Genomic DNA, 17,086 nt, shown 5'->3' on the forward strand with positions numbered 1-17,086 from the left:
AGAGACTTAAACAGTCATAATTTCTTTCTCTTTTACTGAGTATTTTTCATCTATATCTTTAACAAAACCATCAGTTAAAGTTTGAACGTTAGCTTCTGCATTTTTCTTCATATCATCAGAAACATCCGTTTTTTTGATTTCATTATTAGCATCTTTACGAGCATTACGAATACCTACTTTTGCATGTTCTGCTTCAGCTTTTGCTTGTTTAGAAAGATCTCTACGGCGTTCTTCTGTTAATGGAGGAACACTAATAATAATATTATCACCATTGTTCATAGGGTTAAATCCTATGTTTGCAATCATAATAGCTTTTTCTATTTCTTGCAACATGTTTTTTTCCCATGGTTGAATAGTAATAGTTCTCGCATCTGGAGTACTAACATTTGCAACCTGTCCTAAAGCAGTAGCTGATCCATAATAATCAACTTGTACATTAGCTAACATTGATGGAGAAGCTTTACCAGCTCTAATACTACGTAGTTCTTTTACTAAGTGTTCTATAGCACTATTCATTGCCTCTTTGGCCGAATCTAAAATAAAATCAATTTCTTCGTTCATTTTGTTCGTATTTATTGACCTCTATATTATTTGAGGTTATTTCGTTTTATTCGTTATCAACTATTGTTCCAATTTGTTCACCAGATACTAACTTCAATAAGTTTCCATTAGTATTCATATCAAAAACAATAATTGGAAGCTTGTTTTCTTCACTTAAAGTAAATGCTGTCATATCCATTACTTTTAAACCTTTTTCAATAACATCTTTAAAAGTAATTGTTTCAAATTTCACAGCGTTTTTATCCTTTTCAGGATCTACATTGTAAATACCATCAACTCTTGTTCCTTTTAAAATAGCATCTGCATTAATTTCAATAGCTCTTAATACGGCAGCTGTATCTGTTGTAAAATAAGGATTTCCAGTTCCACCTCCAAAAATTACAACACGTCCTTTTTCTAAATGACGATTTGCACGTCTTTTTATATAAGGTTCAGCTATTTCTTTAATTTCAATAGCTGTTTGTAACCTTGTTTGTATTCCCTCATCTTCTAGGGCACTTTGTAATGCTAAACCGTTAATACAGGTAGCTAACATTCCCATATGGTCACCTTGTACGCGATCCATACCATTAAGTTCACCAGCAACACCTCTAAAAATATTACCACCACCAATAACAATGGCTACTTGAATATTTTTATCTATTACTTGTTTTATTTCTTGGGCATAGTCTTTAAGTCTTTTAGGGTCAATTCCATATTGACGCTCGCCCATTAGAGCTTCTCCACTTAATTTTAAAAGAATTCTTTTATATTGCATAGTCTTGTTGAAAGTTGTGCAAAACTACGTATTTTTTTTGAGTTTGGTTTTTTATAAAATAAAAAACCATCCAGAAAATGGATGGTTTTTATATAAAATTTTGTTGAGAATTATCCTAAAGTAACTCTTACGAAGTTTTTAACTTCTACGTCACCAAAAGAAGAAACATATTCTGCAACAGTTTTCTTTTCGTCTTTAATAAACTTTTGATCTAATAAACATTGTTCTTGATCTAAAGTAGTATTGTCAGAAACAAATCTTTCCATTTTACCTGGTAAGATTTTGTCCCAAATTTTCTCTGGTTTACCTTCTGATTTTAATTGCTCTTTTGCAACTTCTTCAGCATTCGCTAAAACAGCATCAGTTAATTGTAATCTAGATACAAATTGAGGAACGTTCTTTAAAGTTTTACCTAAACGAACTAATTCTTCATTGTCTTTTACGATAGCAGCGATTCTTGCTTCAGTTTCAGACGCTACATAAGCAGGGTCAAAACCTTTGTAAGATAAAGAAACAGCACCCATTGATGCAGCTTGCATTGCTAAGTCTTTAGTTAAAGTTGCAGCATTATCTACAGGAGTAGATAAGCCAACCATAGCAGCAATCTTACCTACGTGAGTATAAGAACCTACGTATGGTGCTTCAAGTCTTTCGAAAGAAGTAATATCGATTTTTTCACCGATAACTCCTGTTTGCTCGATTAACTTCTCAGCAACAGTTACTCCACCAAAATCAGCAGCTAAAAATTCTTCTTTAGTTTTAGTATTGAAAGCGATATCAACAAATTCTGCAGCTAAACTTTTGAATGAATCATTTTTAGATACGAAATCTGTTTCACATGCTAATACAATAGCAACACCGTAAGTGTTGTCATCACTAATTTTAGTAATAGCTACACCTTCAGTAGACTCTCTATCTGCTCTTTTAGCAGCGATTTTTTGTCCTTTTTTACGTAAAACTTCAACAGCTTTATCAAAGTTTCCTTCTGCTTCTACTAATGCATTTTTACAATCCATCATACCAGCTCCGGTACTTTCTCTTAATTTCTTTACGTCTGCAGCGCTAATTTTTACTGACATCTCTATTGTTATTTAAGTTGTAAATATTTTATTATACAAAGTTGTAAAAACTTAAAGGTTCCAATGTAATGAAACCTTTAAATTTAAATTATTTTGCTTCCTCTTTAGCTTTTTCTTCAGTTGAAGTTTTTTCTTCCTTCGCTGGAGCTTCTTTAGCTGGTGCTTTTTCAGCTTTTGCTTTTTCCTTATCAGCTTTTCTTTCTGTTAAGCCTTCAGCAATAGCATCTGTTACATATGATAATACTTTATCAATAGATTTAGAAGCATCATCGTTTGCAGGGATTACATAATCAACTGGTCTAGGATCAGAGTTAGTATCAACCATTGCAAAGATTGGAATGTTTAATTTTTGCGCTTCAGCAATTGCGATGTGTTCTTTCTTTACATCAATTACAAATAAAGCAGCAGGTAAACGAGTCATATCAGAAATAGAACCTAAATTCTTTTCTAATTTTGCTCTCTGACGGTTGATTTGTAATTTTTCTCTTTTTGATAACGCATCAAAAGAACCATCTTGCTTCATTCTATCAATAGTAGCCATTTTCTTAATAGCTTTACGGATAGTAACAAAGTTTGTTAACATACCACCTGGCCAACGCTCAGTAATGAAAGGCATGTTTACGTTTGCAGCTCTTTCAGCAACGATATCTTTAGCTTGCTTCTTAGTAGCAACGAATAAGATTTTACGTCCAGAGTTAGCTATTTTTTGTAAAGCTTTAGAAGCTTCATCAATTTTAGCTGATGTTTTATACAAGTCGATGATGTGAACACCATTACGTTCTGTATAAATGTATGGAGCCATGTTTGGGTTCCATTTTCTTGTTAAGTGACCAAAGTGTACGCCACTTTCTAATAATTCTTGAATGTTTGCCATTTTAATAAAATGTGTTTACGTTCTGTTTTCGCAATATTCCAGTAGTTTATAAAGTCTGAAATATTTAGATACTAAACTGTTATAAATTGTTTTATAAATAACAGCTCTAATAAACGATTAACGTTTAGAGAACTGGAATTTCTTACGTGCTTTCTTCTGACCGAATTTCTTACGTTCAACCATTCTTGGATCACGAGTTAATAAACCTTCTGGTTTTAATACTGCTTTATGCTCTTCGTTAATAGCTACTAATGCTCTAGTAATTGCTAAACGAATAGCTTCAGCTTGACCAGTAACACCTCCACCAAAAACATTTACTTTAATGTCATAAGACTCTAAGTTCTCAGTTAACATTAAAGGTTGCTTTACTTTATATTGTAAAGTAGGAGTTGTTAAATAGTTATTTAAATCTTTTTTGTTGATAGTGATGTTTCCACTTCCTTGAGAAACGTAAACACGAGCAACAGCTGTTTTTCTTCTACCTATTTTGTGTACAGTTTCCATTATTTAAGATCGTTAAGGTTAATAGCTTTTGGGTTTTGAGCTGATTGTTGGTGCTCTGTACCTGCGTAAACATATAAGTTTCTGAATAACGCACTACCTAATTTGTTTTTAGGTAACATTCCTTTTACTGCTTTTTCGATTAATCTTGTAGGATCTTTTTCGAACATTTCTGTAGCAGTTAATGATCTCTGACCTCCTGGATATCCTGTGTGACGGATGTAAGACTTATCAGTCCATTTTTTTCCAGTTAGGTTAATTTTTTCTGCGTTGATAATAACCACGTTATCTCCACAATCTACGTGAGGAGTATAGTTTGGTTTGTATTTACCTCTAATTAGCATTGCTATTTTAGAAGCTAGACGACCCAACGTTTGCCCGTCCGCATCAACTAAAACCCACTCTTTGTTAACAGTGTTTTTGTTAGCTGATACTGTTTTGTAACTTAATGTGTTCATAATTACACGATTAGTTTTTGTTTATTAATATATAATTTTATCCTTAAAAAAGGTCTGCAAATGTACGATTAATTATTCGATTGACAAATAGCATGTTAGTTTAATTTTTAAGCAATAAAAAAAACGTGCAAATAGCACGTTTTTATTTTATAAAATAGCACTTTTAAATTACTCAGCTTTTTGCTCTAGTAATTCAAAAAATTGATTTAACCTTGGAAGGATAATAATTTTTGTTCTTCTATTTTTTGCTTTGTTTACTGGAGTATCATTTGCTACTAAAGGAGCAAAACTACCTCTACCCGCAGCAATTAATCTGCTTGGTGCTACTTTGTATTTGTTTTGTAATTCACGAACGATTGATGTTGCACGCAAAACACTTAATCCCCAGTTGTCTTTTAAAGAAGATCCTGCAGTTACTGGTGTATTATCTGTATGTCCTTCAATCATAACATCCATTTCTGGTTGTCCGTTTACTACTGTAGCTACTTTTTCTAAAACTTTAGATGCTTTATCAGATACAGTATAGCTTCCGCTTTTAAATAATAATTTATCAGAAATAGAGATAAAAACAACAGTTTTTTCAACGTTTACTTCAATATCTTGGTCATCGATACCTTCTTGTAATTCTTTCTTTAAATGGAAAGCAACTACTAGGTTTAATGAATCTTTCTTAGAAGCAGCAGCTCTAATTCTATTAATGTACTTATCTTTTTTACTTAACTGAGTTAAGGTTTCTTTAATGTTATCTGTAGCTCCTTTGGTTAAAACAGTTAAGTTTTCAACTTGTTGAAGTGAATTTTGTTTGTCTTTTTTTAAGTCGCTTACTGTAGTCTCTAAATTTGAAACTTTATCTTGACAACCTTCTTTTTCTACTAAACACTTTGTCAAATTAGCTTTTACAGCTAATAACTCTTCTTTTGTTTTTTCATGCTTAGTCTTTAAAGCATCTAACTCTTTTGTAGAAGCACAAGAAGCTAATAAAAGAGTAGCGGTAAGAAATAAAAATATTTTCTTCATATTATTCTGATTTTTCAGATGTGTTGTTACATATAATGATTAAGCAAATTTAAAAAAATGATGGTATAAAAAAGACAATTAACAATCTTTTATGAAGAAAGAAAGAATTATTTTTGTGATTAAATTAAAAAGATGTTAAAAAAAATAATTTACACAATAAGTATAATGGTGTTTTTTCTTGTTGGATGTAAGCAAGATAAAGAGATAAACAAGACCAAGTTAGAAGGGTTTGTTTTTGGAACTACTTATCATATAACATATCTAAACAAGATAAATCATCAAAAATCAATAGATAGTTTATTCTTTTTAATAAATAAATCGTTGTCAACATATATTCCTACTTCTGATATCTCTAAAATAAATAAAGGAGATAGTACAGTAGTGGTTGATGATTTTTTTGTTGAAGTTTTTAATAAAGCTAAAAAAATATATAAAGAAACAGATGGGTATTTTGATCCTACTATTGGTAGATTAATTGATGCATATGGTTTTGGTTCTGGAAAAGAACGAAAAGATTTGTCTAAAGAAGAGATAGAAGAACTTATGAATGGTGTAGGCTTTGACAAAGTAAAGCTTAAAGAAAGAAGAGTTTATAGAGATAATTCTAATATTGAATTTAATGTTAATGCTTTTGCAAAAGGGTACGGAGTTGATGTTATTGGACGATTCTTAGAGAGTAATAATATTCAAAATTACATTGTTGAAATAGGTGGCGAAATTAGAGCTAGAGGAAATAAGCAGGGTAAGCCATGGATAGTGGCAATTGAAAAGCCTAATATCGATGGCACTAGATCTATTCAGAAAGAAATTAATTTAATAGATGAATCCATGGCTACTTCGGGTAATTATAGAAAATATAAAATGAATGCTAAAGGAGAGAAAATAGTCCATACTGTAAATCCAAAAACAGGATTAGCTCAAGAAAGTAACTTATTAAGTGTTTCTGTTCGTATGAAAGGAGATTGTGCAGATGTAGATGCTTATGCTACTGCTTTTTTAGCTATGGGATTGGAAAAAACGAAAGAATTTTTAAAAGAGCATGCTCAAATAAAAGTAGTGTTATTGTATAACGATGAAAATAATAAAATACAAGAGTTTGTAAATTAATTCTTGAAACAAACAGGTAAAATTTCGCCTTTCATTAAAGCAAATCGTTCTAGTTTTTCTAGAGCGATTTTTTTTGTAAAATCTATTTCATCTACATGAAACCCAATAGAACGAAGTTTATTAAAATAATCTCGTCCATATACGCGAACATGATCGTATTGTCCAAATATTTTAGCGCGTTCTTTTGGATCGGTAATGGTATCATCTTCAAAAGTAACTTCCCTACTTAAATCTTGAGGAATTTGAAATATACCAAAAGCGCCACTTTTCATAACTCTATAGAGTTCCTGCATTGCTTTAGTATCATTTGGAATATGTTCTAAAACATGATTGCAAAAAACTACATCAAATGAATTGTCTTCAAATGGTAAATCGCAAATATCTGCTTTTACATCTGCTATTGGCGATTCTAGATCAGAAGTAATGTAATCTAGGTTTTTTTGCTTTCTGAAAATGTCTAAAAAACATTGTTCTGGGGCAATATGTAATACTTTTAATTTTTTTTCAGAAGAGAAAAATTTAGACTCATTTTGCAAATACAGCCATAATAAACGATGCCTTTCTAATGATAATGTTGAAGGTGATAATGCATTTTCTCGTTGTATGCCATAACCATAAGGTAAAAACTTACGGAAAGATTTACCGTCAATAGGATCCGTAAAATTATCACCTTTTAACCACCAAGCTATAATTGGGCGTGCCCAATAACTTGCTTTTATTAAAATAGGTCTAGGTATTGTGTTTAATATGGCTTTAAATAACGACACTTTATAAAACTAAAGGTTGTTGTCTAAATTCATCTTCTTCATTGGTTTCAATACCTAAAGCTTCATTTACATATTTAAAAGTAGAAAGTAATTCTGGTTTACCATCAACAATAGCAACATCGTGTTCAAAGTGGGCAGAAGGTTTACCATCTAAAGTAGTAATTGTCCATCCGTCTTTGTGTTGTAATATTTTATGAGTACCCATGTTTGTCATTGGTTCAATGGCAACAACCATACCTTCAATAAATTTTTTACCACGACCTCTACGTCCATAATTTGGCATTTCAGGGTCTTCATGCATTACTTTTCCTAATCCATGACCTACTAATTCACGAACAACACCATAACCGTTTTTTTCAGTGAAATTTTGAATTGCAAAACCAACATCGCCTACACGATTTCCTACCTTTAATTCACGAATACCAACATATAAACTTTCTTTGGTAATGTCTAATAATTTTTGAGTTTCTGGAGCAATTTCACCTACAGCAAAAGTGTAAGCATGATCTCCATAAAATTCATTTTTAATAGCACCACAATCAATAGAAATAATATCTCCTTCTTGTAAAGGAGTATTGTTTGGGATTCCATGTACAATTTGTGAGTTTGGACTCATGCAAAGTGTGTTTGGAAAGTCATAAAGGCCTAAAAAACCAGGAATAGCACCTTGCTCGCGAATAAAATCTTCTGCAAGTTTATCAAGATATAAAGTAGTTACTCCAGGTTTTACTTCTTTAGCAAGCATTCCCAAAGTTTTTGATACTACCAATGCACTTTCGCGCATTAATTCTATTTCCTCTCTAGTTTTTGATTTGATCATGTTAAAAATATTGAAGCGCAAATTTACGGTTATTTTTGATACGGATGTGTGTATGATTGACCAGAAACTATTTTTAAAATATCATCTTCAATTGTGCTATCATCAACTGCATGTTCTACAAAACGACCAATTTCTTTTCCGTTTTTATAAAAAATAAAAGTTGGAACTCTAAGAACATTAAATCCTTTTTCTAATCCATTGGCTTCTTTACTACGATTAACAGTTACTAATTCTAAGTTTTTATAATTGAATTCTGCTTCATCTAATAGTTTATAAAAATTAGGAATTTCTCGTTGACTATCTCCACACCAAGTTCCCATAAAACCTTTAATTTTTATGTCTTTTAAATATGGTTTTAATTTATTGATAGTGTTTTGATCAGTTTCGTAATAGCTATAAAAGTCATTAAACCATTCAGAACCGTATGGTTCTTGTTGAAAATCTTTTTTTGTAGCAATACCTACTAAATTTCCATCTTTATCTTTTGTTACTGTTTGTTTAGGTGTAGAAGCACATGAAATTACAAAAGCTGCAATAAGTATATATAAGATTTTTTTCATTGTTATTGTTTTAAATAAGTGAGTGTTGTGTCATTTCTTTAGGTTGATCTACTCCCATTAGTCGTAATACAGTTGGTGCAATATCACCCAATACACCATTTTTAATCGACTTTAAATCTTTGTCAATTAAAATCATAGGAACTGGGTTCGTTGTGTGTGCTGTATGTGGTGTTCCATCTGGATTAATCATAGTTTCACAATTGCCATGATCGGCAATTAAAATGGTCGTATAATCATTATCTAAAGCAGATGTTACAACGTCATTAACACAGTCGTCTACCGTTTCACATGCTTTAACTGCTGCTTCGAAAATTCCAGTATGACCAACCATATCTCCATTTGCAAAGTTTAAACACACAAAATCTACTTCTCCTTTTTCTAATTCAGGAATAATTGAATCACGAATTTCATAAGCGCTCATTTCAGGTTGTAAATCGTAAGTAGCTACTTTTGGAGATGGACATAATAAACGTTTTTCACCTTTAAACTCTTGTTCTCTACCACCTGAAAAGAAAAATGTAACATGCGGATATTTTTCTGTTTCAGCAATTCTAATTTGTTTTTTATTAGCAGACTCTAAAACTTCTCCTAAAGTATTCTCTATGTTATTACTGTTATATATTACATGAATTTTGTTAAATGTCTCGTCGTAATTAGTCATCGTAACAAAATATAGAGGCAGTTTTTTCATTTCAAACTCAGGAAAATCTTTTTGATTTAAGGCTTCTGTTAGCTGGCGACCTCTGTCTGTTCTAAAATTAAAGAAAATAACTACATCATCTTCTTTAATTGTTGTTTTTGGCTGGTTATTTTCATCAACCATTATTATTGGTTTAATGAACTCGTCGGTAACATCACTATCGTAACTTTGCTGAATGCTTTCTGTTGCATTTGTTGAAAAAGCACCTTTTGCATTAACCAATGCATCATAGGCTAAATGTACTCTTTCCCATCGATTATCACGATCCATAGCATAATATCTACCTGTAATTGAAGCTAGTTCTCCAGTAGTCTTTTGCATATGCTCTTGAATGTCGTTTATGAAATATTTACCCGATTTAGGGTCGCAATCACGACCATCGGTAAAAGCATGTAAATAAACATTTTTAAGTTCTTGCTTGTTTGCAGCTTCAAGTAATCCTTTTAAATGATTAATATGAGAATGAATACCACCATTAGAAACCAGTCCTAAAAAATGGACATTTTTATTATGCTTTTTGGCATAATAAAAAGCATTTTGTAATTCTTTTTCTTGTGCTAATGTGCCTTCGTTTACAGCCTTGTTTATTTTAGCTAAATTCTGATATACAATTCTACCAGCACCTAAATTCATATGACCTACTTCTGAGTTTCCCATCTGTCCTTTAGGTAAACCTACATGTTCTCCATCTGTGCGCAATTCTGCATGTGGGAATTTAGTGTAGAGTGAATTTATATAGGGTGTTTTTGCATTGTATATAGCAGATACTTTTGGGTCTTGGGTTATTCCCCAGCCATCCAATATCATTAAAATTACTTTCTTGTTCATGTGAAAAAAATTGAACAGTAAAAATAAGAAAGATTTTTAGCTTAAATTCAGAATTTAACGAAATCGATTACGAAGAGTAAATTAGGTATGGAAAAAAGAAATAATAAACTGTTTTTTGTTAGTCGATTTTAGAAATTACAGATCCAAATGATATAATAAATAATTGAAGCTAGATTTTATTAAAGGAAAAACACAGTCAAATATAATTCCTAACTGTGTTTTTTATAAAATTATTTTAAAGTAAGATTGTTATTCTATGATTATTTTTTTACGAATATTTCTTCCGTTTTTTATAGTGATGGATACTAAATATAATCCGCTGGATACATTTTTTATATCGTAATTCTTTTCATTAAGATTGATAGAATCCTCTTGTAGAATTATTTGTCCAATAGAGTTTGTGATTAGAACACTAATAATTTGATGAATATTAGATTCAATTGTAATTAATCCGTTTGAAGGGTTCGGTGATATTTTTATTGCTTCGTTACTATTTAATGGAGGTGTAGGATCTACAGAGCCTAATGAATTCCAATCTTTCCAAGGAAAAAAATCGGGAGTCCAGTCATAAATTCCAGCAACCCATTTATTCCCATTAAATTCATAAGCTCCGATATCTGGTAAATTAACAGAGTCGTCAGTTATAGGAGTTGTTGCGTTAATTTCAGGGTCAGTCGGAGTTGAATCATCAACCATACCTGTATTTATAAGCTCGGTAGAAGTAGCTTTAGGAGAGAAATTCCTGCTGTCTGCATCTTCCAAAAGAGCTTTTATATTTAAGGCTGTTGATGTTTCTGAATAAATATTATTATTAACAACTCCTGGGATTTCACTTGATGGGCCTGCATTTACAGGAGTTCTTCTATGGCCAGATATTTTACCGGCTAAGTTATTACGAGTTATCGTTGCTGGATTTGAATATATTTTTTGAGAAGCATCGTTTGGATCAGTCATTCCTTCATTAATAATTGTAAGATCAATGCTACCATTATTAAAAGCGGTATTGTTATATATGTGATGGAAGTTTCCTTTTATCATCATTCCTTTAGAGCAATTCCAAATAACATTATGGTCAACAATAGCATGAGTTCCTCCAATTGCAGACTGGTTAAATGGAGCATCATAGCGAATTCCTGTTTTTCGACTATCATGTAACCAGTTATGATGGATTCTAGAACCTCTTTTGTTACCTCTACTTATGCTATAAATTGCTCCATCACTTTGCACTAATCCAGTTTTAGAGATGTCATTATATGAAAACTCATAGGGAACATGTCTAGAATTAATAGTTTCTGAAGCACCAGTAGTATGCATTGTTGAGTTTTTCATAGAAAAATATCCACCTAAGCCAACTAAGGTATTATTGTTGTATCTAATTGAAGCACATGAATAATCTATATATTGAAAATAACAGTTTTCAATAGTGTTGTGAGTACCTTTTAAGAACATAGCTTCGCCATCAATATGCTCAAACAATGTTTTTTTAATTGTAAATTTCCCTGTAGAATGAGGTTGTTTTGCTTCTAAAGCTGTAGCTTTTGGAGTACCTTCACTTTTAAGCATTCTTTCAGAGCAACTAGGAAACGAAAATGTACATTCTTCTATCGTTGATTCTTTAGATTGAGACATTGCTATAGTTGTAGCGAAAAAAGACAAGCCTTTAAAGGTAATATTAGATGACTCTTTAAAAGACAATGCATACGTTTGTACTTTTCCTTTTATATTTTTTCCTGTAGGGTTACCGTATACATACAATTTTTTTGTGTCTTTATCATAAAACCACTCGTTTTCAGTATCAAGTAAATCTAGGTGACATTCTAAATAAAAATAGATATGATTATTTTTAAAATTAGGAACAGTTCCGTAATCAAAAATGCTACTTCCATTGTTATGTGAAGTTATTTCTCTAGCGTAAGAAGTCCAAGAACCAACGTTACCTACCATCATAGCACCAGTTAAATTTTTTGAAATAGAAGCTAAATCAGGATTATTACTATCTGAGTTAACAATCATGTGGCCATTAGTGCTTTCTTTTTTACCTTTTGCCCACAAATTTTGATTGAAAACAGATTGATCTTTAAATTGAGCATTCGGCCATCGAGCCATTACTTGTTGTTCGTTATTTATAAATAACTGCCATATGTCTTGTGTTAGTTGAATCTCGTAAATATTATCTCTTCCTTGTGATAATTTCCAATCACCTGCATTTGAAGAAATAGTTCTTGTTCCGTCAATAACAACTCTTTTGTCGTTGTAATTTGTAAGTGTAATGTTTTTTTTACCAGATACGGTAATGTTTTCATGATAAGTACCTTCTGTTATGTAGCAAGTACCACCATCATTGTTAAAGCTATTAAGTGCTTTTTTTAAGGTTTTAAAGGCTGTTTGTTGACTAAGTCCATTATTATCGTCGTTACCAGATTTGTTAGAAACATAATAATTTGTTTTTTGTGAAAATGTAGCTAAAGAGCAACATAGGATAAGGAGAATAGATATTCTTTTTTTCATAATTAAGGGGGGTATGAAAAGCCAAATATACTAGTTTACTTTAAAAGAAAATTAGTTGTTATTTAATATTTAATATGATTGATCTTTTGCGTATTATAAGCTTGAAAAAAATACATCATATAAGTTTTTAATTAGAAGATTGTTGAAGGGAGGGTTGAGCCTCTTTATTTTTTTGTTATTGCAAATTCGTTTTTAACGTTTTCTAGAATATTAGAAATAGATGAAATATACTAAACACGAGAAAAAGAGAATAAAGAATACAATTTTCTTAATTAAAGATAGTCTGTTCTCATTTTGAACCTTTTTTTTGATTTCAAGAAGTTGTTTTTGGGAGGCTTCCTTGTTAAAATGTAATTTTATATTAGAATCATTTCCATAGCCTTTAGTTTTTTCAAAAGCTGAAACACGTATTCTTTTATTATTCTTTAAACTAGTTATCATTGCAGATACTGCACCTCCAAAACTCATAGCTATTAATTTTAGGTTGTAATAATAAGTTGTTATTTTCCAGTAAATGTTACAAAAAAAATACTTTTAGAAAACTAAAAGCATTTTGAAAATTTATTTTTTGTATTTGCGAATAGCCTCTTTAATTTTTTCAATCCTATTTTCTGGATCAGGATGTGTACTTTGAAATTCAGGTGTTCTATTAGGACCAGCAGCAGCTTTTAAAATCTCCATAACTCCAATTAAACTTTCAGGATTATAGCCTGCATCGACCATTAATTTAACACCCAAATCATCGCTTTCTAATTCATCACCTCTACCATATTTCATGTTAATTACATTGGCAATTGCTGCCATTCCCTGAGCTGTACTTGGATCAAAACCAACAGCGGCACCAGATAATATACCTTGGGTTAAATCTTGTTTTGCCATACGAGCTGCTGAATGACGTCCAATAACATGGCCAATTTCATGTCCTAAAACTCCAGCTAATTGATCTTCGTTTTTTAATTTAGAGAATAATGCAAAAGTGATAAATATTTGTCCTCCAGGTAAAGCAAATGCATTTATAGCTTTTTCATCTTTTAATAAATGAAAGTCAAAAGGATATCCAGATTGTTTTGCAATGCTATTATCTACTAATTTTTTACCAATTTGATCTACTAGGGCTTGATATTTTTGACTAGGATATAGACCTCCATGTTGTTGAGCCATTTGAGGGGCGCTACTTAAACCAATAGCTATTTCTTGTTTAGGAGAAATAGAAATATGTTGTTTTTTACCAGTATATGGATTGACTTCTGCACTTGAACAATACTTTACTAAAGCGAATAATGCTATAGCAGCACCAATTAAAAGTCTAATTTTTAAACTCCCCCGATTCCTCATGTTTTCTTTTTTGATTTTTTGTGATAAAAGTAAATATACAAAATATATAATTTAACGAATATCGATTTTTTGTAAACTAGAAAAAACTTAAATTTACCAAGCAAAACAAACAACAATATGGAGTCTCATTTTGAGTTAAACGAAATCACTAAAAAATTACCTAAGCATTTACATAAATTCGTGGTAAAGCAACCTTATGAAGAATATACAGCGCAAAACCAAGCAGTTTGGCGTTATGTAATGCGAATGAATGTTGATTATTTAGGACGAGTAGCTCATTCTTCATATATAAACGGATTAGAGAAAACTGGTATTTCTGTTGAGTACATTCCTCAAATGGAAGGAATGAATCGTATTTTAAAAGAGATTGGATGGGCGGCAGTTTCGGTTGATGGTTTTATCCCCCCAAATGCTTTTATGGAATTTCAAGCATATAATGTTTTAGTAATAGCTTCAGATATGCGAACCATTGATCATATAGCATATACACCAGCACCAGATATTATACATGAAGCGGCAGGACATGCTCCAATTATTGCAAACCCTGAATACTCTGAGTATTTACGTCGATTTGGAGAAATAGGTTCAAAAGCAATTTCATCTGCTAAAGATTATGAAATGTATGAAGCGATTCGATTGTTATCTATATTGAAAGAGAATCCAAATTCGACTCAAAAAGAAGTAGATGAAGCACAAGAAAAAGTAGAGTGGTTACAAGATAATATGGGAGAAATGTCTGAGATGGCTCAAATTAGAAATCTACATTGGTGGACTGTTGAATATGGTTTGATTGGAGAGCTTGATGATCCTAAGATTTATGGAGCAGGTCTATTGTCTTCAATAGGAGAAAGTAAGTGGTGTATGCAAAATGAAGTGAAAAAAGTACCCTATTCAATAGAGGCAGCAAATGTTAGTTTTGATATTACAAAACCGCAACCACAATTATTTGTAACTCCAAACTTTGCTTATTTAAGTTTAGTCTTAAATGAATTTGCCAATACCATGGCGCTTAGAAATGGAGGGTTAAAAGGAGTAAAAAAATTAATAGATTCTAAAAGTTTAGGAACTGTTGAATTAAGTACTGGAATACAAGTTTCAGGAACATTTACAAATGTTATTGAAGATAAAAAAGGTAAAGTAGCTTATATACAAACAACAGGGCCAACAGCTTTAGCAAATAGAGATAAAGAATTAATAGGGCACGGAATTAACTATCATGCTGAAGGTTTTGGAAGTCCGGTAGGTAAATTAAAAGGAATTAATTTGCATATTGAAGATATGAGTCCACGTGATTTAAAGGCTTATGGAATTTACGAAGGTGAAGAAATGACCTTAGAGTTTGAGAGTGGTGTAGAGGTAAAAGGAAAAGTAATTACTGGTACTCGGGATTTAAGAGGGAAGATTTTAATTGTTTCATTAAAAGAGTGTACGGTTACGTATAAGGATCAAATTTTATTTAATCCAGAATGGGGTATTTATGATATGGCAATTGGTAAGGAGTTGGTGTCTGCTTATTCGGGCCCAGCAGATGTTGATTCTTTTGAGAATATTGGTAAGGTTTCTGAGACTAAAACAGATAAAATTGTATACAGTGATTCGCAAAAGAGACTATATAAGTTATATGGAGAGATTAGAAATATTCGAGAAAAAAGTATAGTCACAGAAGAAAAAATACAATCGATTTTTAATGTTTTAAAAGTGGAGTTTTCTCAAGATTGGTTACTGGTATTAGAATTGTATGAATTAGCCATAGAAAACAATTATAGCCTTAAGAATGAATTAAGAAATCACTTAGAAAATTTAAAAAGTAACAAGAGTTACAGTACTTTAATAGAAAACGGATTACATTTGTTGTCTCAAGAATAATAAAAACAAATGGGATTATTAAATTTATTTAGGAAGAAAGATATGACGAACGAAATACAAGAATATTTAAATAAAGGAGCGGTAGTTTTAGATGTTAGAACTTTAGCAGAATGGAATGAAGGACATTCTGAAGGTGCTAAACATATTGTATTAACAGTAGTTCCGTTAAATGTAGAAGAAATTAAATCTTGGAATAAACCCGTAATTGCAGTGTGTAAGAGTGGAGGTAGAAGTGGACAAGCTATGCAATTTTTACAAAACCAAGGGATTGATGTGATTAATGGAGGTCCGTGGCAAAATGTAGATCAATTCTTAGTTAAATAATATTGAAGTTAAAATTTAATAAAAGGAAATGCTTTTTGAAGTGTTTCCTTTTTTTGTTGTAAATTATTTAAGAATTTAAGGTGTGCTTCAGATTTAGGATTGAAAGGCTTATGATTCAGCCCTCTTTGAATAGTTTCAATTTCTTGCATTGTTTTTAGAGCTTCATCTGAAATATATGTAGCGCAAAATTTTTCCCATATATAGTTAATCGCAGTTTTATTAGGATGAATCATATCTTCAGAATAAAATCTATAATCCCTTAATTCATCCATCATAATTTCATAAGAAGGAAAATAATGAATATTTTTTCTAGGTTCAATAACTTGATGAACTGCGGAAATTAAATGTGATTTGCTACGTTGATTTTCTATGAACCCATCTTTTAAATGACGAACAGGAGAAACAGTATAGGTTATTGAGATTTTTTTATTTACAGATTTAATAAGGCTATTTATAGCACTTAAGTTTTCGGTAATTTCATCAACTGATAAAATTTCTTTTGAGAATATTTTTTGAGGGATTTTATGGCAGTTCGCAACAATTTTATCAGAAGAAATATGTCTATAAACCCAAGATGTCCCCAAGGTAATGATTATATGAGATGCTTTTTTTAGTTGTTGGTGTGTTGAATTTATTCTATTGTTTATTGTGTTTAATAATTCAGTTTTATTTGTAGCACTTAGGCTAGAATGAGCATCAAAACAATGCCATCTTTCATTTTGTAAAAAAACATCACTTTCAGAATATTGTTTTTCATTTATAACATTCGTAATTAAACATTCAATAGCTTTAGGGTGAAATAGAATTCCTAGAGGGTTTTGATTGGATTTAAATTTATAATAATTAAGTTTTTTACCAATATTTTCTGTAAAACAAGAACCAATTAAGATCAATTCAGAATTGTAATCAATTTGATTATGAGGATTTTTTTTTACAGGAATTTGTGTTGATAGTATCATAAAAAGAATGCTATTTGATAATCCAAAAATAAATATAGTTAATTTAAAATCTTGTCGATTTAATT

The 17,086-nt window shown here is 31.1% G+C and carries 18 protein-coding genes; 3 read left to right on the forward strand and 15 right to left on the reverse strand.

Annotated features, from left to right (window positions below; all coding sequences use genetic code 11):
* Window positions 1-6: 6 nt before the first annotated feature.
* From frr to Q0881_RS11065, 7 genes are all read right to left on the reverse strand, one after another.
* Window positions 7-561 (reverse strand): ribosome recycling factor, encoded by a 555-nt coding sequence (frr, locus tag Q0881_RS11035; RefSeq protein WP_299160123.1) that lies wholly within the window; start codon window positions 559-561, stop codon window positions 7-9.
* A gap of 46 nt (window positions 562-607) precedes the next feature.
* A complete protein-coding gene (gene pyrH, locus Q0881_RS11040) occupies window positions 608-1,318 on the reverse strand; it encodes a UMP kinase (RefSeq protein ID WP_299160125.1) in 711 nt (236 codons plus the stop codon).
* Between the two features lie 110 nt (window positions 1,319-1,428).
* Window positions 1,429-2,397, reverse strand: coding sequence for a translation elongation factor Ts (gene tsf / locus Q0881_RS11045; RefSeq protein WP_299160126.1), 969 nt, complete (start codon window positions 2,395-2,397; stop codon window positions 1,429-1,431).
* 88 nt (window positions 2,398-2,485) lie between these two features.
* Entirely contained in the window at window positions 2,486-3,271 is a 786-nt protein-coding gene (rpsB, locus tag Q0881_RS11050) for a 30S ribosomal protein S2 (protein WP_299160128.1), read from the reverse strand.
* Between the two features lie 117 nt (window positions 3,272-3,388).
* Window positions 3,389-3,775 (reverse strand): 30S ribosomal protein S9, encoded by a 387-nt coding sequence (rpsI, locus tag Q0881_RS11055; RefSeq protein WP_299160130.1) that lies wholly within the window; start codon window positions 3,773-3,775, stop codon window positions 3,389-3,391.
* Window positions 3,775-4,230 (reverse strand): 50S ribosomal protein L13, encoded by a 456-nt coding sequence (gene rplM / locus Q0881_RS11060; RefSeq protein ID WP_299160132.1) that lies wholly within the window; start codon window positions 4,228-4,230, stop codon window positions 3,775-3,777. Before rplM ends, rpsI begins: the two co-directional genes overlap by 1 nt.
* 168 nt (window positions 4,231-4,398) lie before the next feature.
* Window positions 4,399-5,247, reverse strand: a complete 849-nt coding sequence (locus Q0881_RS11065; RefSeq protein WP_299160133.1) for a flagellar motor protein MotB — start codon at window positions 5,245-5,247, stop codon at window positions 4,399-4,401.
* 132 nt (window positions 5,248-5,379) lie between these two features.
* Here Q0881_RS11065 and Q0881_RS11070 point away from each other — a divergent pair, with 132 nt between their 5' ends.
* Window positions 5,380-6,354: an FAD:protein FMN transferase gene (locus tag Q0881_RS11070; RefSeq protein ID WP_299160135.1), complete on the forward strand. Its 975-nt coding sequence runs from the start codon at window positions 5,380-5,382 to the stop codon at window positions 6,352-6,354.
* Here the strand turns inward: Q0881_RS11070 and Q0881_RS11075 are convergent.
* The 7 genes from Q0881_RS11075 to Q0881_RS11105 all read right to left on the reverse strand — a co-directional run bounded on the left by Q0881_RS11075 (window position 6,351) and on the right by Q0881_RS11105 (window position 13,872).
* Window positions 6,351-7,121 carry a class I SAM-dependent methyltransferase gene (locus Q0881_RS11075; RefSeq protein ID WP_299160138.1) on the reverse strand — a complete coding sequence of 257 codons (771 nt, stop codon included), beginning with the start codon at window positions 7,119-7,121 and terminating at the stop codon, window positions 6,351-6,353. The genes Q0881_RS11070 and Q0881_RS11075 overlap by 4 nt on opposite strands.
* A 1-nt stretch (window position 7,122) precedes the next feature.
* A complete protein-coding gene (gene map, locus Q0881_RS11080; protein ID WP_299160141.1) occupies window positions 7,123-7,941 on the reverse strand; it encodes a type I methionyl aminopeptidase in 819 nt (272 codons plus the stop codon).
* Window positions 7,942-7,970: 29 nt separating this feature from the next.
* Window positions 7,971-8,501 (reverse strand): thioredoxin family protein, encoded by a 531-nt coding sequence (locus tag Q0881_RS11085; RefSeq protein WP_299160143.1) that lies wholly within the window; start codon window positions 8,499-8,501, stop codon window positions 7,971-7,973.
* A 10-nt stretch (window positions 8,502-8,511) separates the two neighbouring features.
* On the reverse strand, window positions 8,512-10,029 hold the full coding sequence (gene gpmI, locus Q0881_RS11090; RefSeq protein WP_299160145.1) for a 2,3-bisphosphoglycerate-independent phosphoglycerate mutase: 1,518 nt from the start codon (window positions 10,027-10,029) through the stop codon (window positions 8,512-8,514).
* A gap of 249 nt (window positions 10,030-10,278) precedes the next feature.
* Complete coding sequence (locus Q0881_RS11095; RefSeq protein ID WP_299160147.1) at window positions 10,279-12,537, reverse strand: T9SS type A sorting domain-containing protein; 2,259 nt, start codon at window positions 12,535-12,537, stop codon at window positions 10,279-10,281.
* Between the two features lie 210 nt (window positions 12,538-12,747).
* Window positions 12,748-13,005 (reverse strand): hypothetical protein, encoded by a 258-nt coding sequence (locus Q0881_RS11100; RefSeq protein ID WP_299160149.1) that lies wholly within the window; start codon window positions 13,003-13,005, stop codon window positions 12,748-12,750.
* Between the two features lie 93 nt (window positions 13,006-13,098).
* Entirely contained in the window at window positions 13,099-13,872 is a 774-nt protein-coding gene (locus Q0881_RS11105; RefSeq protein WP_299160152.1) for a M48 family metalloprotease, read from the reverse strand.
* Window positions 13,873-13,989: 117 nt separating this feature from the next.
* Between Q0881_RS11105 and Q0881_RS11110 the strand changes: the two genes are divergently transcribed.
* Together Q0881_RS11110 and Q0881_RS11115 are read left to right on the forward strand one after the other, a co-directional pair.
* Window positions 13,990-15,738, forward strand: coding sequence for an aromatic amino acid hydroxylase (locus tag Q0881_RS11110; protein ID WP_299160154.1), 1,749 nt, complete (start codon window positions 13,990-13,992; stop codon window positions 15,736-15,738).
* A 9-nt stretch (window positions 15,739-15,747) separates the two neighbouring features.
* Window positions 15,748-16,062 carry a rhodanese-like domain-containing protein gene (locus Q0881_RS11115; RefSeq protein WP_299160156.1) on the forward strand — a complete coding sequence of 105 codons (315 nt, stop codon included), beginning with the start codon at window positions 15,748-15,750 and terminating at the stop codon, window positions 16,060-16,062.
* Between the two features lie 8 nt (window positions 16,063-16,070).
* Here Q0881_RS11115 and Q0881_RS11120 read toward each other — a convergent pair whose 3' ends face one another.
* Window positions 16,071-17,021: a GSCFA domain-containing protein gene (locus tag Q0881_RS11120; protein WP_299160157.1), complete on the reverse strand. Its 951-nt coding sequence runs from the start codon at window positions 17,019-17,021 to the stop codon at window positions 16,071-16,073.
* Window positions 17,022-17,086 lie beyond the last annotated feature (65 nt).

This window comes from uncultured Tenacibaculum sp. (assembly GCF_947494125.1).
GTDB lineage: Bacteria > Bacteroidota > Bacteroidia > Flavobacteriales > Flavobacteriaceae > Polaribacter.